22 protein-coding genes are annotated in these 20,928 nt (G+C 36.8%); 2 read left to right on the plus strand and 20 right to left on the minus strand.

The genetic code is table 11. The features are described 5' to 3' along the window. The first annotated feature begins 29 nt into the window (after positions 1–29). Entirely contained in the window at positions 30–926 is an 897-nt protein-coding gene (gene spoVK / locus EV203_RS10175) for a stage V sporulation protein K (protein WP_132040450.1), read from the plus strand. Here spoVK and EV203_RS10180 read toward each other — a convergent pair. Continuing rightward, on the minus strand, positions 923–1,762 hold the full coding sequence (locus EV203_RS10180; RefSeq protein ID WP_041587159.1) for an amidohydrolase family protein: 840 nt from the start codon (positions 1,760–1,762) through the stop codon (positions 923–925). The two genes, spoVK and EV203_RS10180, sit on opposite strands and share 4 nt — an antisense overlap. Positions 1,763–1,892: 130 nt before the next feature. On the opposite strand from EV203_RS10180, the gene EV203_RS10185 reads away from it, so the two are divergent. After that, complete coding sequence (locus EV203_RS10185) at positions 1,893–3,161, plus strand: methionine gamma-lyase family protein (protein WP_009610799.1); 1,269 nt, start codon at positions 1,893–1,895, stop codon at positions 3,159–3,161. On the opposite strand, the gene EV203_RS10190 is transcribed toward EV203_RS10185, so the two are convergent. The 19 genes from EV203_RS10190 to EV203_RS10280 form a co-directional block, all read right to left on the minus strand. Then, on the minus strand, positions 3,152–4,105 hold the full coding sequence (locus EV203_RS10190) for a tyrosine recombinase XerC (protein ID WP_132040452.1): 954 nt from the start codon (positions 4,103–4,105) through the stop codon (positions 3,152–3,154). The two genes, EV203_RS10185 and EV203_RS10190, sit on opposite strands and share 10 nt — an antisense overlap. A 133-nt stretch (positions 4,106–4,238) precedes the next feature. Further along, on the minus strand, positions 4,239–4,700 hold the full coding sequence (gene rnhA / locus EV203_RS10195) for a ribonuclease HI (protein WP_011025656.1): 462 nt from the start codon (positions 4,698–4,700) through the stop codon (positions 4,239–4,241). A gap of 1 nt (position 4,701) precedes the next feature. Continuing rightward, on the minus strand, positions 4,702–5,496 hold the full coding sequence (gene proC, locus EV203_RS10200; protein ID WP_011025655.1) for a pyrroline-5-carboxylate reductase: 795 nt from the start codon (positions 5,494–5,496) through the stop codon (positions 4,702–4,704). Positions 5,497–5,571: 75 nt separating this feature from the next. Further along, the gene (gene hfq / locus EV203_RS10205; protein ID WP_011025654.1) at positions 5,572–5,832 is read right to left on the minus strand and encodes an RNA chaperone Hfq; all 261 of its coding nucleotides are present in this window, start codon (positions 5,830–5,832) and stop codon (positions 5,572–5,574) included. Positions 5,833–5,875: 43 nt separating this feature from the next. Next, on the minus strand, positions 5,876–6,823 hold the full coding sequence (miaA, locus tag EV203_RS10210; RefSeq protein ID WP_132040454.1) for a tRNA (adenosine(37)-N6)-dimethylallyltransferase MiaA: 948 nt from the start codon (positions 6,821–6,823) through the stop codon (positions 5,876–5,878). A gap of 10 nt (positions 6,824–6,833) precedes the next feature. After that, entirely contained in the window at positions 6,834–8,606 is a 1,773-nt protein-coding gene (gene mutL / locus EV203_RS10215; protein ID WP_011025653.1) for a DNA mismatch repair endonuclease MutL, read from the minus strand. Further along, complete coding sequence (gene mutS / locus EV203_RS10220; protein WP_041587158.1) at positions 8,603–11,203, minus strand: DNA mismatch repair protein MutS; 2,601 nt, start codon at positions 11,201–11,203, stop codon at positions 8,603–8,605. The genes mutL and mutS overlap by 4 nt, the downstream gene beginning before the upstream one ends. Positions 11,204–11,265: 62 nt before the next feature. After that, positions 11,266–12,681 (minus strand): tRNA (N6-isopentenyl adenosine(37)-C2)-methylthiotransferase MiaB, encoded by a 1,416-nt coding sequence (miaB, locus tag EV203_RS10225; protein WP_011025651.1) that lies wholly within the window; start codon positions 12,679–12,681, stop codon positions 11,266–11,268. 15 nt (positions 12,682–12,696) lie between these two features. Next, positions 12,697–13,479, minus strand: coding sequence for a CheR family methyltransferase (locus tag EV203_RS10230; protein WP_011025650.1), 783 nt, complete (start codon positions 13,477–13,479; stop codon positions 12,697–12,699). A 70-nt stretch (positions 13,480–13,549) separates the two neighbouring features. Further along, entirely contained in the window at positions 13,550–13,924 is a 375-nt protein-coding gene (speD, locus tag EV203_RS10235) for an adenosylmethionine decarboxylase (protein ID WP_011025649.1), read from the minus strand. A 146-nt stretch (positions 13,925–14,070) separates the two neighbouring features. Further along, positions 14,071–15,174, minus strand: coding sequence for a 30S ribosomal protein S1 (locus EV203_RS10240; RefSeq protein ID WP_052722046.1), 1,104 nt, complete (start codon positions 15,172–15,174; stop codon positions 14,071–14,073). Then, positions 15,161–16,027, minus strand: coding sequence for a 4-hydroxy-3-methylbut-2-enyl diphosphate reductase (locus tag EV203_RS10245; protein ID WP_011025647.1), 867 nt, complete (start codon positions 16,025–16,027; stop codon positions 15,161–15,163). The genes EV203_RS10240 and EV203_RS10245 overlap by 14 nt, the downstream gene beginning before the upstream one ends. A 10-nt stretch (positions 16,028–16,037) precedes the next feature. Further along, positions 16,038–16,616, minus strand: a complete 579-nt coding sequence (locus EV203_RS10250; protein ID WP_011025646.1) for a lysophospholipid acyltransferase family protein — start codon at positions 16,614–16,616, stop codon at positions 16,038–16,040. A 1-nt stretch (position 16,617) separates the two neighbouring features. Beyond that, positions 16,618–17,283 (minus strand): (d)CMP kinase, encoded by a 666-nt coding sequence (gene cmk / locus EV203_RS10255; protein ID WP_009610262.1) that lies wholly within the window; start codon positions 17,281–17,283, stop codon positions 16,618–16,620. 10 nt (positions 17,284–17,293) lie between these two features. Then, positions 17,294–17,683, minus strand: coding sequence for a chorismate mutase (aroH, locus tag EV203_RS10260; RefSeq protein WP_310466638.1), 390 nt, complete (start codon positions 17,681–17,683; stop codon positions 17,294–17,296). A gap of 10 nt (positions 17,684–17,693) precedes the next feature. Continuing rightward, positions 17,694–18,122, minus strand: a complete 429-nt coding sequence (locus tag EV203_RS10265; protein ID WP_011025643.1) for a hypothetical protein — start codon at positions 18,120–18,122, stop codon at positions 17,694–17,696. A 67-nt stretch (positions 18,123–18,189) separates the two neighbouring features. Then, entirely contained in the window at positions 18,190–19,410 is a 1,221-nt protein-coding gene (locus EV203_RS10270; RefSeq protein WP_011025642.1) for a BaiN/RdsA family NAD(P)/FAD-dependent oxidoreductase, read from the minus strand. Between the two features lie 2 nt (positions 19,411–19,412). Beyond that, positions 19,413–20,033 (minus strand): histidine phosphatase family protein, encoded by a 621-nt coding sequence (locus tag EV203_RS10275; RefSeq protein ID WP_011025641.1) that lies wholly within the window; start codon positions 20,031–20,033, stop codon positions 19,413–19,415. A gap of 21 nt (positions 20,034–20,054) precedes the next feature. Continuing rightward, positions 20,055–20,762 (minus strand): hypothetical protein, encoded by a 708-nt coding sequence (locus tag EV203_RS10280; protein ID WP_009610263.1) that lies wholly within the window; start codon positions 20,760–20,762, stop codon positions 20,055–20,057. Between the last annotated feature and the right edge of the window lie 166 nt (positions 20,763–20,928).

Genomic DNA, 20,928 nt, shown 5'->3' on the forward strand with positions numbered 1-20,928 from the left:
TTGAAAATGATATTGGGATGTGGTGTGATATGGGAATATGGCCCGTATTTTTTGAAGGGTATAGAATTGAAAAGAAGGCAGAAAAAGAGATATCTAAGGAATTGGAACAGGTGGATGAGAAAAAGCTGCAGGAAGAGGCTTTAAGAGAATTAAATTCTCTCATAGGGCTTCATAAAGTGAAAGAGATTATTTATGAAATTTACGCTTTTTCTCAACTTCAGATGAAGCGCAAAAAAGAAGGCCTTGCCACTGACTCCATAGTGCTTCATATGATTTTCAAAGGCAATCCTGGGACAGGGAAGACCACTGTGGCGAGGATTCTTGGGAAGCTCTTAAAAGGCATAGGTGTGCTGGAGAAGGGGCATGTGGTAGAAGTTGAAAGAGCAGACCTTGTGGGGGAGTACATAGGACATACAGCCCATAGGGTGAGGGAAAATATGAAAAAAGCCTTGGGAGGCATTTTGTTTGTAGATGAAGCGTATTCTCTGGCAAGGGGTGGAGAAAAAGACTTTGGCAAAGAAGCCATAGATACTTTAGTAAAAGAAATGGAAGACAATAGAAACAAATTCATTTTAATTCTGGCAGGTTACAAATACGAGATGGAATATTTTTTGAACACAAATCCGGGCTTAAGGTCCAGATTCCCGATACAAATAGATTTTCCAGATTACACAATTGAAGAACTCCTGCAGATTGCTGAAGTTATGGTAAAAAACAGGCAGTACAAACTGACAGAAAGTGCAAAGAGAAAGCTTATGAAGATACTGATAAAAAATGATGCCTCTAGAGAGATGGGGAATGCCAGAATGGTGAGAAATATCATTGAAAAAGCAATAAGAAAGCAGGCTGTGAGGGTTTTGAATAAAGTAAATATAACAAAGGAAGATTTAATAACAATAGACAGCATTGACATACGTGAAGATTAAGTCTTAAAAAAGATCCTGTAGGCATTTTCGCCTTCTATTTTTATTTTTAGCTGTTCTTCTAAATCTACTTTTTCCCATTCTTTGTAATAGCGCAAAGGAGAGAGCAAAGGAAAGTCACTCCCAAACAAAATCTTGTCTTCTATTCCAATTATTTTTACTGCACGGTATATTTGTGGAATATAAAGGTAAGGAGAAGCAGCAGTGTCATAATAGACATTTTTTAAAGTCTCTTTAACTTCAGGCATTAATTCATAAAAAAGAAGTCCTCCGCCCCAGTGAGCGTAAATTATCACATTGTCTGGATTGTTTAAAGCAAAGGAATAAGCCTGCTCGGGGCCCATTTTACCTTTTCCTGGATAGTAATGTCCTACCAGCTCATTTACATGCATCAATATTGGGAGATTTAATTCGCGGCAGATAGAAGCAAATTTGCCTATTTCATCTTGCTTGCTTATATCCACCCTCACAGCTTCGGGAATTATCTCGCCAACCCCTTTTAGTCCTTTTTCAACACACCTTATGATCTCTTTTTCTGTGTCTTTGTGATTTAAAGGTACGACAGCAAAACCTATAAATCTATCTGGGTACCTTTTTACTACTTCTATCACATAATCATTAAATTCTCTTGCAAGCCCCATATCCAAACAGGAGAAACCAAAAACCACTGCTTTATCTATACCAGCCTTTTTCATCTCTTCCAACACATCTTCTGCTGTTGCGAATTTTGCTTTAGGGCTTGAGTGCAGCAGTTTGAAATGTTCATCCCTCTCCATGTTTTTATCAATATTCTTTATAAATTCTGGAGGCAATATATGTACATGGGAATCTATTCTCACATACACACCTTCTTTTCTTGGTAAATTGCTTTTATAGATAAATTATATCACCTTTTCGTGTTTTCACAAACTCTTTTGAGTGCTATAATAGTATTGCTTGTAAACTTAAGACTAGAGAGAGGTTGATAAAATGACATCGCAGGAATTTTTAAAAAACAACTTTAATATTCCGCCAAAAGTCATTGAATTGATAGAAAGCGCTGAAAAGAGCTGTTTAGATATATTTAAAAAAATTGATGAAATAGTCGAGTACAACCAGTACAAAGTGATATACCATTTTCAAAAGAATAAATTGAGCGATATTCACTTTAATGGAACCACAGGTTATGGATACGGCGATATTGGAAGAGATGTGATAGAAAAAATATATGCTGGCATTTTTGGAGCAGAAGACGCCTTAGTAAGGCCTCAAATCGTTTCTGGAACCCATGCCATATCAATTGTACTTTTCGGCAATTTAAAACCAAATGAAGAGCTAATTTCGGCTTCTGGAAAGCCCTATGATACATTAGAAGAGGTGATAGGTATAAAAGGGGAGGGGAGGGGAAGTTTAAGAGAGTGCGGTATTATTTATAAGGAAGTTCCTCTTCTTGAAAATGGGGAAATGGATGTAGAAGGCATAAAAAAGGCCATAACTTCAAAAACAAAGATGATAATGATTCAAAGGTCAAAGGGATATGATTATAGAAAGTCCTTTACTATAGCGGAAATAGGGGAAGTGATTAAAGAGATAAGAAAAGTAAAAGAGGACATAATAGTCTTTGTAGATAATTGTTATGGTGAGTTCACAGAAAAAAAAGAACCTACGGAAGTAGGGGCTGATATCGTAGCTGGTTCTCTCATAAAAAACATAGGAGGAGGGATTGCACCTACAGGAGGCTACGTGGTGGGTAAAAAAGAACTTGTGGAAAATGCTTCTTATAAGCTTTACGCTCCAGGAATAGGAAAAGAAGTAGGGCCCTCCCTTGGCTTTAATAGACTGATACTTCAAGGCCTGTTTTTTGCTCCAAAAGTAGTTGGAGAAGCTTTAAAGGGGGCAGTACTTCTTTCAAAAGTCATGTCGGATTTGGGTTATGAAGTACTGCCGGAATACAATGAAGAGAGGACAGATATAGTACAGGCTGTAAAATTTAGAACAGAGAAAGAGCTCATATCCTTTATTCAAGGAATACAGTTGGGCTCTTATGTTGATGCTCATGTACTTCCCGAACCTTGGGACATGCCAGGCTATCAGGACAAGGTGATAATGGCAGCAGGCGGATTTATTCAAGGTTCTTCTATAGAGCTAAGCGCCGATGCGCCTATAAGAGAGCCTTATACTGCCTATGTACAGGGAGGCTTGAGTTATCCTCAAGTTAAATTGGCCATATCCATAGCTCTCAGCAGAATTTATTCTTGAGATAAGGGGTTTTTATTCACAGCCTCTCTAAGCTGTGAGTCGTCCACATGTGTGTAAATCTGCGTGGTTGAAACGTTAGAATGCCCCAAAAGCTTTTGCAATGTACGTATATCTACGTTTCCGTACCTGTACATTAAAGTAGCTGCTGTGTGGCGAAGTTTGTGAGCAGAGTATTTCTTGCCTTCTAAATTAGCATGTTTTAAATGCTTTTTAACCAAGTATTGAACAGTTTTTACGCTTATCCTCTTCAGTCTTTTACTCAAAAACAGGGCCTTTTTGTCTTTCACGCCTTCTTTGGGCCTTACTTTGAGGTAATCGCTTATAGCCTTTATACAAGCCTCATTTAGGTAGATAGTCCGCTGCTTATTTCCTTTTCCTATGACAGTCAATTTGTCTTCTTTTATATCATCAAGATTTATATTTACAAGCTCTGAAACCCTTAAACCACAGTTTAGAAAAAGAGTTATAATAGCGTAATCTCTTTCTTTAAAAGGACCATCTATAGAGTTTAAAAGCTTTTTGCTTTCTTCTAAGGTCAGATAAATAGGATGCCTTACTGAAAGTTTAGGAGATTCTAATTCCTGTGTAGGATTTTTACTTATGACTTTTGCTTTTCTGTAAAGGTAATTGTAAAAAGACCTTAGACTTGCAACTTTTCTTGCGCGAGCAGGGGGAGTATTAGACCTTTCATTTGTCACAAAAGAAAGATAGGCATAAAGGTCGTTTAAATCAACAGACTCTATAAGGTCGATATCAACGTCAGAAATGTTTATTTCATCAAAGGGAATATCATCGCTTACTTTTCCGCGCCTTTTCTTTAAAAAGCGGAAAAATAAAATAAGGTCATAAGCGTAAGCCTTTATAGTATTAGGTGACCTGGCTTTTACAGTGGAGAAGTAGTTCAGAAACTCTTCCAATATAGGGGGATACTTTAAAGCCTCCATAAATGAAAGCTCCTTTCTTTTTATAGTCCAAAATCTAATTATACGAAATAGATATTTCGTATAATTACATAATCTATGGTACCACACAAACAAGGAAAAATCAAGCACAAAAACTAAAAGAGAATCCCAAAACTTAGGGATTCTCTTTTATGTGTTTTTTTATTTGTTCTGTGGCCAGTCTGTCGCACAAGTTGTTGTACTCATTATCAGAATGACCTTTAACCTTAATCCAGTTTATCTGATGCGGTTTAGAAACTTCTAATAACTCTTTCCATAAGTCCTGATTTTCTACTGGAGTTTTGTCAGATTTAAGCCAGTTGTTCTTCTGCCACTTTTCAATCCATCCCTCATTAAAAGCGTTTATTAAATAACTGCTGTCGCTATATAAATTCACCTTACAAGGCCTTTTTAAAGCCTTTAAACCCTCAATGGCTGCCTTTAATTCCATCCTGTTATTTGTGGTGTTTTCTTCAAACCCTGATATTTCTTTTTTTATTCCTTTATATATCAAAACTGCCGCCCAGCCGCCTGGTCCAGGATTGCCGCTGCAAGCCCCATCTGTGTAGATTTCTACTATTTCGTTATTATTTTTCATTTTATTTCAGCCCTTTTGCCTTCTGATAAGCTGCAATCACAGCTTCAATCACCGCACTTCTCATACCGCTTTTTTCCAAAACTCTTATGCCTTCTATAGTAGTTCCCCCCGGAGAAGTGACCATGTCTTTTAACTGTCCTGGATGAAAGCCTGTCTTAAATACCATGCTTCCCGCTCCAGATACCGCTTTAGAAGCCAGTTTATAAGCTACATCTCTTGGCAATCCCAGCAGGACTCCTCCGTCTGCTAAGGCTTCTATAAACATGTATACGAAGGCTGGGCTGCAACTTGACACGGCCATTGCCACATCTATTAACTTTTCTTCTATCTCCACTATTTCTCCACAAGTGCTAAAAATCTTTCGCACAAGTTCTTTGTCTTCTTCTTTTACTTCTTCGGAATATGTAACGGCCGTTATGCCTTCTCCTATTAACGCAGGAGTATTAGGGATTGTCCTAACTATTTTCCCCCTGCCCAAAAGCTTTTTTACATGGTCTATAGTAATCCCTGGAGCTATCGTGATTATTATTTTTTCCTCTGTCACTTTTTCTCTAATTTCCTTGAGCACTTCATCGTAAACATTTGGCTTTACCGCTACTATTACTACATCCGATTTTTCAGTTAATTCTAGATTGTCTTTAGCAGTAACTGTCCCAAACTCTCTTTCCAATCCTTCTACTTTTTCTCTTACAGGGTCATAAAGTATCAAGTCTTCTGCTTCCACAAAGTCTGACTTCAAAATACCCTTTATAAGGGCCATGCCCATGTTCCCGGCACCTATAAAGCCAATTTTCATCCTTTAAAACTCCCCTGTTTTTTAAATTATTTCAAAAAAACAGTATTAGTTAGGCCTAATACTGTTTTTTTGATCTTACTCCTCCTTCTTATCATCTTTCTCAGAACCTGAGAAGATGACAGGCTTTTGAGGAGAGATAGTAGAAATCGCATGTTTGTAAATTAGAAGCTGCTGTTTGCTTTCAGATTCTAACACAACTGTAAAATTGTCAAATCCTTTCACTGTACCTTTGAGCTGAAACCCATTTATAAGGTATACTGTGACTGGTACATGCTCCTTTCTCACTTGATTTAAAAAGATGTCTTGTAAATTAATAGCTGCTTTTGAACTTGCCATCTTTATCCCCCTTCTTTAATATGTATCATTTAGTTATATTCTATCAAAATTTCAATTTTCCTGCCAAGTATTCAAAAATATTTTCTCGAAGTTCCTCATAGGTTTTATAGTCATCTACAAAAAACCATTTGATAAAGTCATAAGCCTTAAACCACGTGATCTGTCTCTTCGCATACCTCCTTGCCCCCTTTTTGATTTTCTCTACGGCTTCCTCTAAAGAAATTTCCCCATTTAAATACTCGACAATTTCTTTGTAACCTAAAGCCTGCATTGAAGTGCCATATTTATTATACCCGATTTTTAGCAAGTTTACCACTTCTTCGACTAAATTATTTTTTATCATCTCATCTACTCTTCTATTAATTTTTTCGTACAAAAGCTGCCTGTTTTTATAGTTTAACCCTATCATTATCGGATCATATTCGGGATTTTTTCGCATTCCGCTCATCTTCTGATAATGAGAAATAGGTTTTCCCGTAAATTCGTACACTTCTAAGGCCCTTATAATTCTCCTTAAATCATTGGGATGAATTTTCCTCGCTGCCTCTGGGTCCACTTCTTTTAACTTTTCATACAAATAACTGGTACCGTAAGTTTCAGCGAGTTTTTTCATCTTTTCTCTAAATTCCTTGCTGCCTTCAAAATCAGAAAAGTGCATGATGTAAACGATGGAATTTATGTAAAGTCCCGTGCCTCCAACAATTATGGGAAGTTTTCCTCTTTCATGGATGTCTTTAATGATAGCCTTTGCTCTCTTTTCATATTCTGCTACGCTAAATTCTTCGTTAGGTTCCACTATGTCTATCATGTGGTGAGGTATGCCTTGCATCTCTTCCTTTGTAATTTTCGCTGTGCCAATGTCCATGTATTTGTAAATCTGCATGGAATCAGCAGAGACTACTTCACCGTTAAATCTCTTTGCTACATCAACAGCCAATCTTGATTTTCCAGTGGCAGTAGGCCCTACAATAAGAACAATTTGTATAGCCATCCCATCACCCTTACTTGATTCGTTTAAACATCTTCTCAAGCTGGGTCTTAGTCATGGAAATTATGACAGGCCTGCCATGTGGACAGGTATAAGGATTTTCAGCTATTTTTAAATCCTCAAAAAGCTTATAGATTTCATTTTCGGAAAGGGTGTCCATGGCTTTTACTGCAGCCTTGCAGGCCATTGTCGCTATTTCTTCCTCTTTAAAAGAAACCTTACTAGAAAAATCTTTGTCCCGCAGCCTTTCTACAATTTCTACAAACAGTTTTTTAGCCTCAGGTTGACCTAAGATTACAGGAACCTCTCTTAACACAACAGAATTATTCCCAAATTCCTCAAAAACATACCCTAGCTTGTATAAAAGCTCCCTTTCCTGGCCTACAATTTCCATGTCGCCAGGCTGCAATTCAACAACAATTGGGAAAGTCACCTGTCTTGACTGCACTCTTTCGTATTGAGAGACTAACTTTTCGTATAAAATTCTCTCGTGAGCAGCATGCTGGTCAATTATATAAAATACATCACCTTTTTCTACAATCACATAAGTAGAAAAGAGAGTCCCTACTATCCTTATATCGCTGAGTCTTTTTACATTTCTTTCACTGTCAGAAGAACTCTCATGTTTAGGCGCTTTGTCAATCTTTTCTTCAGTTTTTACCTCTTCTCTTACAAAAATAGCTCCATCATCAGTTTTTTCTTTTACTTCAAAAAGAGGTAAAGATAATTTTACCTGCTCTCCTATTTGCCCTTCCTCATTTTTTAAGTCTTTTTCCAGCTTTACCTCTGGTATTAAGTTGCTTTCTCTGAGAGCTTCCCTTATGGTCCTGTACACAGACTCAAAAATTCTTCTATCGTCAGAAAATTTAACTTCAAGTTTTGAAGGGTGAATATTGACATCTATAAAGCGAGGATTTATTTCAAGGTATAAAAACACCCCTGGATATCTGTCAGAAGGCACATAAGTTTTAAAAGCCTCATCAACAGCTGCCGACAAAGTCTTGTTTTTTACGTACCTGCCATTTACATAAAAAAACTGCATATTTCTGTTAGAATAATTTAGAAAATTCTTTGTGGCAAAAGCCTTTACCTTCAAATCCTCCGCTTCAAATTCTGAAAAAATAAGGGCAGAATGTACCTCCTTGCCAAAAAGCCTCAAAATTACGTCTTCTATACTTCCATTTCCAGAAGTGATAAACTGTACCTTTTTGTCTTTCACGTACTTAAAAGAAATGCCAGGGTTTGAAAGACACAATCTAGTAACCACTTCTGTTACGTACATCGCTTCTGTAGAGGGCCTTTTTAAAAATTTTCTTCTCGCAGGCGTGTTAAAAAACACATCTTTTACTTCAACAGAAGTCCCCTTTTGGCATCCACATCTAGTCTTTTCTAATATTTTTCCACCCTCTACTACTAATCTAGTGCCAAAAGTCTCATTTTCTTCCTTCGTCTGTAATACAACTTTTGAGACAGCTGCAATGCTGGCGAGTGCTTCTCCTCTAAACCCCAAAGTTGTTATATTGAAAAGATCTTCATCGGATCTTATTTTACTCGTAGCATGTCTTTCAAAAGCCAGAACTGCATCAATCTCATTCATTCCGCATCCATCGTCCGTAACCTTTATATAAGGGATACCTCCTTCTAAAATTTCTACTGTGATGTTTTTACTTCCTGCATCAATAGAATTTTCTACTAGCTCTTTGACAATTGAGGCAGGTCTTTCAACCACTTCTCCGGCAGCTATCTTGTTTACCGTTTTTTCGTCGAGAAGATGAATTTTATTCATATCACTCCGCTCCTTAATGAGGCAGCCTTCTCTTTCAGCTTATAAAGATAAGTCAATGCCTGAAGAGGAGTCATATTGTCAGGATCGCAATTTGCAATCTCTTCTATCAGAGCATCTTTAGCAGAAGAAAATATGTCTATCTGAGTAAAAGCAAACTGAGAGACTGCCTCTTCTAACTCGTTTTTGACTGCTTTATCCCTTTCTAAAGCTTCAAGGATTTCTTTAGCTCTTTCAATTATGCTGTAAGGTAGCCCTGCTAATTTCGAAACCTGTATCCCATAACTTCTATCTGAACCGCCTGGGACTATTTTGTGAAGAAATATTATGTCATCTTCCCTTTCCTCTACTGATACATTAAAATTTCTCACTCCTCTTAACTTGCCTTCTAACTTGGTAAGCTCATGGTAGTGGGTAGCAAACAAAGTTTTGGCCTTTATCTTTTCATGGATATACTCAATCACAGCCTGTGCAATGCTCATCCCATCGTAAGTGCTAGTACCTCTTCCAACCTCGTCCAAAATAATCAGGCTTTTACTTGTAGCAGAATGAAGTATGTTTGCCACCTCAGACATTTCTACCATAAATGTGCTCTGGCCAGCAAAGATGTCATCAGAAGCCCCTACTCTTGTAAATATCTTGTCTACTATCCCTATCCTAGCGTAGGAAGCCGGTACAAAGCACCCAACTTGAGCCATGAGAACTATAAGAGCTACCTGTCTCATGTAAGTAGACTTACCTGCCATATTAGGGCCTGTTATTATCATGATTGGGTTTTCTGGCCCTATGTCTATGTCGTTTGCCACAAATCCTTCATCAGAAATCGTCTCAACGACAGGATGACGGCCTTCCTTTATGACAATCCTGTCTTCATAATCCACAATCGGCTTCACGTATTTATTTGTTTCAGCTACTTCTGCGAAAGATATTAAAACATCTATTATAGCTATGTATTTTGCAGTGTTTTGAATTCTCACTATCTGAAGTTCTACTTTTTCTCTTATTTCATTGAAAAGCTCATATTCCAGCTCAATTAGCTTTTCCTCCGCTCCCAGTATTGTCTCTTCAATTTCCTTAAGCTCTGGCGTCACATACCTTTCTGCATTAGCCAGTGTTTGTTTTCTGATATACCTATCTGGTACCTGAGGAATGTTTGACTTTGTAACTTCAATGTAATACCCGAATACCTTATTATAGCCTATCCTCAAGTTTTTAATTCCTGTCTTTTCCCTCTCATCAGCCTCTAAATTTGCAATCCAGTTTTTACCTTCAGTTGAGGCCTTTCTCAATTTATCTACCATTTCATTGTATCCGTCTTTTATGATATTTCCCTCTTTCAACTGATTGGAAGGGTCGTCTTTTATAGATTTATCTATAAGTTCATATACGTCTTGCAAAACATCTAATTTTTCATAAATTTCTTTTAAAAGCCTGGAAGAAAATTTTGATAAAATATTCTTTATCTTTGGCAAGTTTTGTAAAGAAAGCTTTATAGAAATGAAATCTTTAGGCGTAACACTTTGATACACTATTTTGCTCGCTAGCCTTTCTAGATCGTATACTTTATTGAGGAGTTCTTTCAACTCAATTCTCTCTCTGTAATTGTTGAAAAGTTCTTCTACTGCATCAAGCCTTTTTTCTATCTCATCTTTGTCGATTAAAGGCTCTTCTAGCCATTTTTTTAGAAGCCTGCCTCCCATAGGAGTAACAGTTCTATCCAACACTCCTAAGAGAGAACCTTTTTTTGACTTGTTTCTGTTAGACTCCAGAATTTCCAGATTGCGTATTGCGTTACTGTCAAGGCCCATATAGGAATTATCCTGGTATAAAGTCAATTTATTTATGTGTTTTAAAGAAGTTTTTTGAAGCTCTTTTAGATACGAAAGTAAGGCTCCAAGGGAATGAATTACAAATTTTTTATCCTCAAGCTCTAACTCTTCTACTTTTTTGTCAAATTGCTTTTCAATGAGCTCAGAACTTGCCTCATAGTTTAAAGGCTTATAGGCATTGACAGCACAGTTGTTGTTTTTAAATACTTTTATGTATTTATTGTTTTTTAAAAATTCTTCATTGGAAATTATCTCAGAAGGACTGTATTTGGCTATTTCATCGTATATTCTTTTCCCGTTTTTACAGTTTTTAATTTCTGTAGCATAAAGCTCTCCTGTTGTCACATCAACGGCACAAATACCGTAATTGTCTTTTTCTCTATATACAGAAACTAGATAATTGTTAGATTTTTCATCCATGGACTCAGGATTTATTATAGTCCCTGGAGTGTATATTCGCACCACATCTCTTTTTACCAAGCCTTTTGCTTTTGATGGGTCTTCTAATTGCTCACATATGGCGACTTTATATCCCTTTTTTACAAGCTTATCAATGTAGAAATCTGCTGCATGATATGGAACTCCTGCCATGGGAGCCCTTTCTTCTGTTCCTGCATCTCTGCCAGTTAAAGCAATTTCAAGTTCTTTTGCTGCAATTTCTGCATCTTCGTAAAACATCTCATAAAAGTCACCAAGGCGGAAAAAAAGTATCGCATCCTTGTATTTTTCCTTTATTTTAAGGTACTGTTCCATCATTGGAGTTACAGACATTTTTAGCACCTCCGACTCCTCTTTATTATACCATAAAACTGCGCTCTTTCTAGAGCGCAGTTTTATCTTAGAACTTCTACCAATTCTCCTTGCATTGTCCAGGCTTTAGTCTCGGTTATTTTCACGTTTGCCAACTTGCCAATAAGACTTTCGTCTCCTATGAAATGGACGACTTTATTTGTTCTAGTGCGTGAAGTGAGCTTATTGGGGTCTCTTTTGCTGACTCCTTCTATAAGGACTTCTACTACTTTCCCTTTGAGTTCTGCACTTTTTTCAAGGCTTATTTTGTTCTGAAGCTCTATAAGCCTTATCAAACGATCTTTTTTCACTTCGTCATCTACCTGGTCTGGCATGGAGGCTGCTGGAGTCCCTGCCCTTTTAGAGTACATAAAAGTGTAAGCGCCGTCAAACCTTACTCTTTCTACCAAATCAAGAGTCTGAAAGAAATCTTCTTCTGTCTCTCCAGGAAATCCTACAATTATGTCTGTTGTAATTGCTATGTCAGGAATATTGGCTCTGACTTTATCAATTATTTCCAGGTAATGCTCTCTAGTATAACGCCTGTTCATCCTTTTTAATATTTTATTGCTGCCCGCCTGGACAGGAAGATGGAGGTGCTCACATACTTTGTCGAGGTCTCTCATAGCGTATATTAATTCATCTGAAATATCCTTTGGGTGGGAAGTCATAAACCTTATTCTCTCTATCCCTTTGATGTCATTTAACATATAAAGGAGCTTAGCAAAATTGATGTCTCCCCCCAGGTCCTTTCCGTATGAATTTACATTTTGACCCAATAATGTGATCTCTTTGTACCCTTTTTCTGCTAGTTCTTTTACCTCTGCTATTATGTCTTCAGGCCTTCTGCTCTTTTCTCTTCCTCTCGTGTATGGAACTATGCAGTAGGTGCAAAAATTGTTGCACCCGTATATTATATTGACCCACGCTTTAAGATTGCTATCTCTTCTTATAGGTAACCCTTCAATTACATTTTGAGTATTTTCAATCACATCTATCACTTGCACACGAGAATTTAAGGCTTGCCATAGAAGTTCCGGGAATTTATAAATATTGTGAGTGCCAAAAACAATATCTACATGAGGATACTTTTCTCTTATAGCCTCCACTATATGCTTTTCCTGCATCATACATCCAGAAATACCAATGATGAGATTGGGATTTCTATTTTTTAGTTCCTTTATCTGGGACACTCTTCCTAATACCCTTACCTCCGCGTGTTCTCTCACAGCACAAGTATTAAAAAGTAAAACATCTGCTTTTTCTAAATCTTCTGTATATTTATAGCCCATTTCCTCCAGCATACCAGCCAATTTTTCAGAGTCGTGCACATTCATCTGGCATCCGTAAGTTTCAATGTGATAATACACTTCTTTTCCTCTGTTTTCCCAAGCAATTTCTTCCATTATTTCTCTCTGTTTTTTTAGCTCTTCTTCAGAAACATAGTAGGAATTACGCATCTTTATGACACCTCTTCATTTTTGAAAACTGATTTTTTTGTAGAAAAAAGTCCTGACAGGTTCAAAATTATACCTATAAGGCAATATTATCTGCTCGGTACTTCCGACGAAAAATATACCGTCTTCATTTAAAGACTCATAAAATTTTCTATACACTTTATCTTTAGCAATGTCATTAAAATATATTAGCACATTTCTGCAGATTAGCAAATCAATATTTTTTGGATACTCGTCTTTTAAAAGGTCATGCTTTTCAAAGCGGACTGCCTTTCTTATTTCTTCAGAAATTTGATAGTATTTCTCGTCTATTTTTTTAAAAAATTTTTTTACATACTCCGGATAAGGAATTTTACTTACCGCATCCACAGAATAAATGCCCTTTTTTGCTTTTTCCAATGCCCTTATATCAATATCAGTTGCAATTATCGTTACATCCTTTAAATCTATGAATTTTGTCAAAAGCATTGCAACGGAGTAAGGCTCTTCTCCAGTAGAACAAGCAGCGCTCCAAACCCTAAATCCTTTTTTTACAATTGTAGGCAGCAAATCTTTTTCTAAAATTTCCCATTGATTTGGGTTCCTAAAAAACTCCGTGACGTTTATGGTTATATAATCTAAAAATTCATCGTATAATACTTTATCAGTGAGCAATGCGTTATAGTATTCGTCGTAAGATTTAAATTTTTTATTGGCAATGAGAGATTCCAAACGCCTTTTCATCTGCTTTTCTTTGTAGAGGGATAGGTCGATTCCAGTAAGTTTGTATACTTTTTTAACAAATTCCTCATAGCCTACCATAAATATCTTCACTCCTAATTATAGAAAAAAGTGGCTATAAAAGCCACACAGGATTAGAAAATCTTATATTTTAGAAGTTAGCAACTTTAACTGGTTTCTCAAATACCCCCCGCTTGACCTCTGTTGCAGTCATATTCTCTGCCTTTAACATTCTCGCTATATAATTAACGCCATCCCACGGGTTGACATGGTCACCGCACGTGAATACGTCAACCGCGGCATAGCCCAGTTCTGGCCACGTATGAATGGTTAAATGAGACTCTGATATGACTACTACTCCGCTTACGCCCTGGGGATTAAATTTGTGAAAAGCCACTTCTCTGACTTCTGCGCCAGTTGCTATTGCAGCTTGGACCATGATATCTTCGATCATTTCCACATCGTCTAAAATCCTGCTGTCACAACCGTAAACTTCTGCCAAAATGTGGCGACCCAAAGCATTCATTTTGTATCGTGCCTCCTTTACTAAAATTTTGTTCCCATTCAATGACTTTAATTTTATCAAATTTTTCTCTTTTGTCAAGGCTTTTTACATGACAGTTTAATTTTATCAGATTTTTTTGTTTTGTCAAGGCTTTTTACATGACATAACTAAAATTTTTTCTTCAAAATTTCTCCCAAGTTTATTGTTAATTCCTGGTATTCAGTTTGCTTTATATCATCTTCCCCTTCAAAAGGAGGCACTTCTTTTAAGCTTATTCTATCGGAGGATACTTCCAATACTTCTACTGTTATAATATCCTCTGGAGAATAAGATTTGATACTTTTTTCTAAATTATTTTTGTGCACCAAACCTTCAACTCCAGGCTCTAGTTCTGCAAATACGCCAAAAGGCATAATCCGAGTAATCTTGGCTTTTAAAATATCTCCTTCGTGATACTTTTCCTTCACATTTTCCCATGGGTTTGGTAGAAGTTTTTTAAGGCTTAAAGTAATCTTTCCTTCTTTTTTATCCACTTTAAGCACATATGCAGACACTTTATCACCAGGTTTTATTACTTCTTCAGGAGATTTAATCCTTCCATGCCCTAACTCACTTATGGGTATAAATCCATCCATTCCTCCCAAATTCACAAAAGCTCCCTTTGGTATTATCCTGCTGACTTTCCCCTCTATTACATCCCCTTCTTCAAGCCTTTCAAGAAGCTCAGCCTTCATCTTTTCCTCTTCTAATTTGATGACTTCTTTGCGGGAAGCTATAATTTTTTTGCCAGGAACATATTCAATTATTAGAAGTTCTAATATTTTTCCCAAGTACTCTTCCAAATTTTCCACTCTTTTTGTTGAAAGATGGGAAGCAGGTATAAATAGCCTTTTACCTAAAGAATAAGCAATAACTCCTCCCTTTACAACCTTAACAACTTCCCCTTTTACTATCTCTCTATTTTTATAGGCTTTCTCAATTTTTTCTTCCCCTAATTTCTCTTCTGCTTTAATCTTTGAAGCAACAACGCTTCCCTCTTCGTTTTCTACCATCACTATATATAAATCAAGCTCTTCTCCTTCATGAAAATTAGAAAGCACGTCAAATTCGGGATTTAAAGAGAGTTCTTCTTTGGGCACAAAGGCTTCTCCTTTATATCCTATGTCTGCAACAACTCCATCTTCCAGTACTTTTACTACCTTGCCTTTCACAATGTCTCCCGCCTTAATGGGCCTAAAAACATACCCTTCTAAAAAATCATTCATTCTCATCTTCTCCTTTTAATGATTTAATTTTCTCTATGACTTCTTCAATCACATAATCAGGTGTAGAAGCTCCAGCGGTTATGCCGATAATATCATGCCCTTTTAACATTTCGAAAGTAATTTCATCGGCCCTTTCTATGTGATAGGTGTTTTTACAGTTCTTTTCACATATTTTTCGCAACTTCTGAGTATTGGAACTGTGTTTGCCACCTATCACAAACATCACATCCACCTTTTTAGAAAGGGCATCTGCTGCTTCCTGCCTCTTTTGTGTAGCATTACAGATTGTGTTAAAGTAAACCAGCTCTTTGGCCTTGCTTTTTAAAACTTCAAGTATGTCTTCCCAGTGCTTTTCAATCAGGGTAGTCTGAGATACTGCGCAAGCTTTTTCAAAAAAAGGTAAATTCTCTGCTTCCTCTACAGAATTTACTATGTAAGCTTTATCTTCACACCATCCATTTACCCCTATAACTTCTGGATGGTTCTTATCTCCCACAATCACTATATCATACCCTTTTTTATAGTACTCTTCAACTATGTTCTGCACTTTCTTTACAAAAGGACAAGTTACATCTATGATTTCTACACCCTTTTGTTCTAGGAATTCGTACAACTTTTTTGAAATTCCATGACTCCTTATTATCAACCTATCCCCTTTTAAAAGCTTTTCTAGCTCCTCTTCTTCTATAACTCTTACACCTTTTTCTTCTAAGTCTTTCACCACTTGAGGATTGTGAATGATTTCTCCTAAGGTGTATAGCCTTGTATCTTTTTGTTTGTTTAGTTCCTCATAAGCTATTTCAATTGCCCTCTTTACACCAAAACAAAATCCCGCGTGTTCAGCAATTAAAATTTCCATCTCAATCCTCCTAAATTAATTTAGCAATCTCTTTCATTATTTCTTCACCAATTTCTGCTAACTGTTGGGAGGAAAGCTTGGAATCATAATATTTCTCAAAAGTCATTGGCTTGCCAATATTTATAATAACTCTTGAAAACAGTCCGTATCTCCCCTTAATTCCTACAGGTACAACAGGAGCCTTTGACTTTATGGCCAACATTGCCACCCCTGGCTCTGCCCTCTGGAGCTTGCCTGTTTTGCTTCTCGTCCCTTCAGGAAAAATTCCCACTGCCCTTCCTTTTTTCAAATGGTTTAAAGCAGTTTTTATGGCGGATAAGTCCGCAGTGCCTCTTTTTACAGGAAAAGCTCCAAGGCCTGTCCCTAAAAGAAGCTTTAAAAAAGGATTTCTAAAAAGCTCTTCTTTCGCCATAAAATATATGCGCCTGTTTAAAAGTGCTCCGACAACTGGCGGATCCAGCAGGCTTATGTGATTAGGGCATATTATGACAGGCCCTTTTTTAGGGATATTTTCAAGGCCTTTTACCTTAATCCGAAATATGACTTTTACAATTGCTCTCACTATGACTTTCGCAAAATAATAAAACATATCAGATTTCCCCTTTTGTATTCTTCCTTATTGCTTCATAAACTCTTTCTACAACTTCTTCCTCTGTAAGGTCAGTAGTATCGATTAGGATTGCGCCTTCTGGAATTGTCAAAGGAGAAGTCTTGCGACCTGAATCCAAACTATCTCTTTTTTTTATTTCTTCTAACACTTCCTCGTATTTTACCTCTGTACCTTTATTTTTCAACTCTTCATAGCGCCTTCTTGCCCTCTCTTCCAGAGAAGCTGTAAGAAAAAATTTAAACTGGGCATCTGGGAGCACGACAGTGCCGATGTCTCTGCCGTCCATTACGACATTTTTTCCCTCTGCAATCTTTCGCTGTTTCTTCACTAGAATTTCTCTTACTTCAGGTATTTGCGACACAACGGAGACTTTTTGTGAAATGATGGGCTTTCTAATCTCCTCTGAAACATCTTCCCCGTCTAAGAATACCCTTTCTCCATCGAGAGAAATATCGCTTTTACGAGCTACTTCAACTATTCTTTCCTCATCCTCCAGAGAAATGTTCTCCCTTAAAACTTTTAAAGTAATTGCCCTGTACATTGCACCTGTGTCTATGTAGGTAAAACCTAAAAGCTTTGCAAGTTTTTTTGCTACAGTGCTTTTTCCTGCCCCTGCAGGACCATCAATAGCTATTTTTACAGTCAAGTTTATCACCTCAGGCCAAATCAGGTCTTAAATTTTTTGCTTCCTTAAGATATACATGTTTTACTTCCTGTTTTTCATCTATATTTGTAAAAATTGCCACTCTTATGCACTTAGGTAAACTTCCATTAACCTCCATTTCCTGAAAACACATCATGGGAACGTCATCAAATTCCATCTCTTTTCTCACAGCCTCTGCTGGATACGCAGCAGTTAGGTCTTTTGTAGCACTAAAAAAAATGCTTATCAAGTTTTCTTTTTTTAGCCCGTTCCTTCTCATAATTTCTTCTATCAGAATAACCGTATCTTTAAAAATATCTTCTCTTGTGTTTTCAGTAGTGATAGCACCTCTTATAACCTTTATAGCACATTCTCCTTTCTTCTGCTTCTTCAGTTTTATTATACCATAAACGCTATTTTAGTTTAACCATGCAGACTTTTTGTACATTTTTATCTACCCTTACCACTGTAGTATTTTGAGGCTCAATCACATTGTCACTTATGGCTGTTACTTTAAAGTGGAGAGGTTCGCTCTCTTTCGTCCCATCTATCTCCAAAATTTGGTTTGGCTTTACTTTAATTGTTATAGATTTCTTATAAAAATTAGAAACTGGCTCTCCATTTACCAGAATATAAGAATTTGGGGCTTTGTCCTTTTCTACTACTTCAATTGTGACTTTTCCTTCTTGAGATAAATTAGAATCTAAAAAGACGTGAGCATCTTCTTTTCCAATAAAAAGCTGGGCAATTGCAATGCTCAAAAGGCCCATCATTATAAGAATTGCCAGCACTACTTCGCTGTCTACATACCTTTTTAAAGTCCTTTTTCTCCTTTTCCCCACATCCACCCCTCCTTTTCTAGTCTATATATTATGCCCTGTAAACAAAAAAATGCAGGAAAAATGGTTTTCACGCATTAACCCCTGCTACATATCCTGTAGAAAAAGCAATTTGAAGGTTAAATCCTCCTGTAAGTCCATCTACATCTATAACTTCTCCGGCAAAGAAGAGCCCTTTTATTATTTTAGACTCCATAGTTGAAGGGTTTATTTCTTTTACAGAAACTCCTCCGCCCGTGACAATAGCCTCTCTTATTGGTCTTAACTCTCTCACTTTAAAAGTCAAATTTTTTAAGGTTTTTACAAGCTGTTTTCTTTCCACCTTTGTTATACTTCTCACTTTTTTATCAGGGTCTATATCAGACCTTTTCAAAATGTATAAAATAAGAGATTGAGGGAGCAAATCCTTTAAAGCGTTTTTTATATCTTTATTCGGGTACTTCCCGAAATCCCTTAAAACTCTTTCTTCCAGCTTTTCTTCTGTTAAAGCTGGTTTTAAGTCAATTTTTATAAAAACCTCACCTTTTTCAAGGTAATCATAAATAAATCTGCTCAAAATAAGTATTACAGGGCCTGAAAGCCCAAAATGAGCAAAAAGCATCTCTCCAAATTCCTCTTTTATCACTTTTTTGCCCTGTATAGCATAAACTTTTACATTTTTAAGAGAAACGCCCATTATCTCTCTCACATTCTCCTGAGTTACTATAGGTACAAGGGCAGGAAAAGGTTTCACAATGGTGTGTCCCAGCTTCTCAGCCATCGCATATCCGTCTCCTGTAGACCCGGTGGCAGGATAAGACAAGCCTCCTGTTGCCAAAATCACACTGTCGCAGGGTAAAAAGTCATCCCCTACCCTTATACCGGCTACCTTTCCATCCTCTGCTATTATTTCTTCAACTCTTGAATTATAAAAAATTTTTACTCCGTTCTTTTCAAGCAGGTTTTTAAAAAAATCTCTCACATCTATCGCTCTATCAGATGCTGGAAAAACTCTCATTCCCCTCTCTACTTTCAATTTGAGCCCATTATTTTCTAAAAATTCCATGAGGTCTCTGTTGGAAAACTGGCTAAAGGCACTATAAAGAAATTTACCGTTTCCAGGAATGTTTTCAAAAAAAGCATCTTTCTCCGCGAAATTTGTAATATTGCATCTGCCGTGTCCTGTAACCAGCAATTTTTTGCCAAGTATATTGTTCTTTTCAAAAAGGCTCACCTTTTTTCCTGTCATTGCTGCTGCCAGTGCCGCCATCATTCCAGCAGCTCCGCCGCCTATTACGAATACTTTTTTCATTTCTACTTCCTCTCTCCTAAATGGCAGGTATCGTTATACAAAACTAGAACTGCTTTTTTGTTTTCTTTTATATCTATTATGCTAAGAGAAGCATTATCCATTCTAAAGCTAGGGTAAAAGCTCAAATCGATTTCCAGCAATCCTAAAATTAGAGCTTTAATAGAAGTGCCATGAGATACAATTAGAATATTTTTTCCCCAATTCTCTTCTACAATCTCTTTTGTCTTTGTGAGCATTCTCTTTTGGACCTCTTTTAATGTTTCCGCATTTTCTATAAGGACATGTCTAGGGTCTGTTTTCCAGAGGTCATAAAGTTCTTGATAGTTTTCTTCTATCTCCTTCGCAGTAAGCCCTTCCCAAACTCCAAAGGACATTTCCCTAAATTCCTCTATTTTTACTATGGGGGCATTTATTTCTTTTGAAATTATTTCTGCGGTGGTATAAGCTCTTTTTAAGTCACTAGAATATATACAATCTATGTTTTCCCCTTTCAGTCTTTTTGCAAGCAATTCAGCCTGTTCCAACCCTAATTGGGTCAGTTCAATATCTTTCATACCCTGCATTCTGCTCTCTAAATTCCACTTTGACTGGCCGTGCCTTGCTATATAAAGTCTTGTAACCATTTACTTTTCATTTCCTCCCAGTTATGCAAAATTAAGATAAAAGATTTGGTCTCCATAGGAAAGCTTAGATACTTTCCATTCTCTAGGACTTATTCCCACCTCATGATAAAGCAATCCCAAACTGTTCACAAATCTCACAAAATCCTTGTCCAGCCACGGAGGAGTCCAAGCTCCAGACCTAGCGATGTGAATTACGCTTATTAAGCTATCTTTTGGCAACTTGTCCACTGAAAACACAAAGTCTATTCTGTATAAATTTATGAACTCTTCAAAATCAGAAGGTTTTTCTAAAGAATAAGGGCTATACACAACCATGGCTTCTTTTATTATATCATCTTTAAAAAGTTTTCCCAACCAATTGGCACAGTTTACTTCAAATTCCAAAGAAGCCAAACCACTGTATCCTAAATCAGAGTGGCTGTCAAAAGATATAACTCTGTCACAGTTAAAATTTTTTGCTAAATAATAAGCAAATTTGTGGGACTCAGATACAAATACCTTTACTCCTTTGTAAAAAGGCAGAATATTTTTTATACTTTTCCAGAACTCTAGCCTTTCAGAACTTGCCCTTACGCTTTTTTCCAAATCTTCTCCTTGCAATTTTGCCATTATATACCTTTTGTACCAGAGCTGAAGAGAATTTCTCTCATTTTCTATATAAGAAAAAAACCATTCTTTTTTAAAAGGAATGAAGTAGTCCCAATCTACTGTAAGGAGAGTTTTTCGCATGCAAAACCCTCCTTGTAAAAAACTTCGTATTAATATTTTATCACATAAAAAAAAGACCTTCAACGAAGGTCTCAGTTTGTTGACAAAGCAAAATTTTAGCCCCTGTTTTCTTAGTACCGAAAGCAGGGGCTGTATATATCTGGATAAAATTTTCTTTAAAACTCCA

It is taken from the genome of Caldanaerobacter subterraneus (genome assembly GCF_004345675.1).
GTDB lineage: Bacteria > Bacillota > Thermoanaerobacteria > Thermoanaerobacterales > Thermoanaerobacteraceae > Thermoanaerobacter > Thermoanaerobacter subterraneus.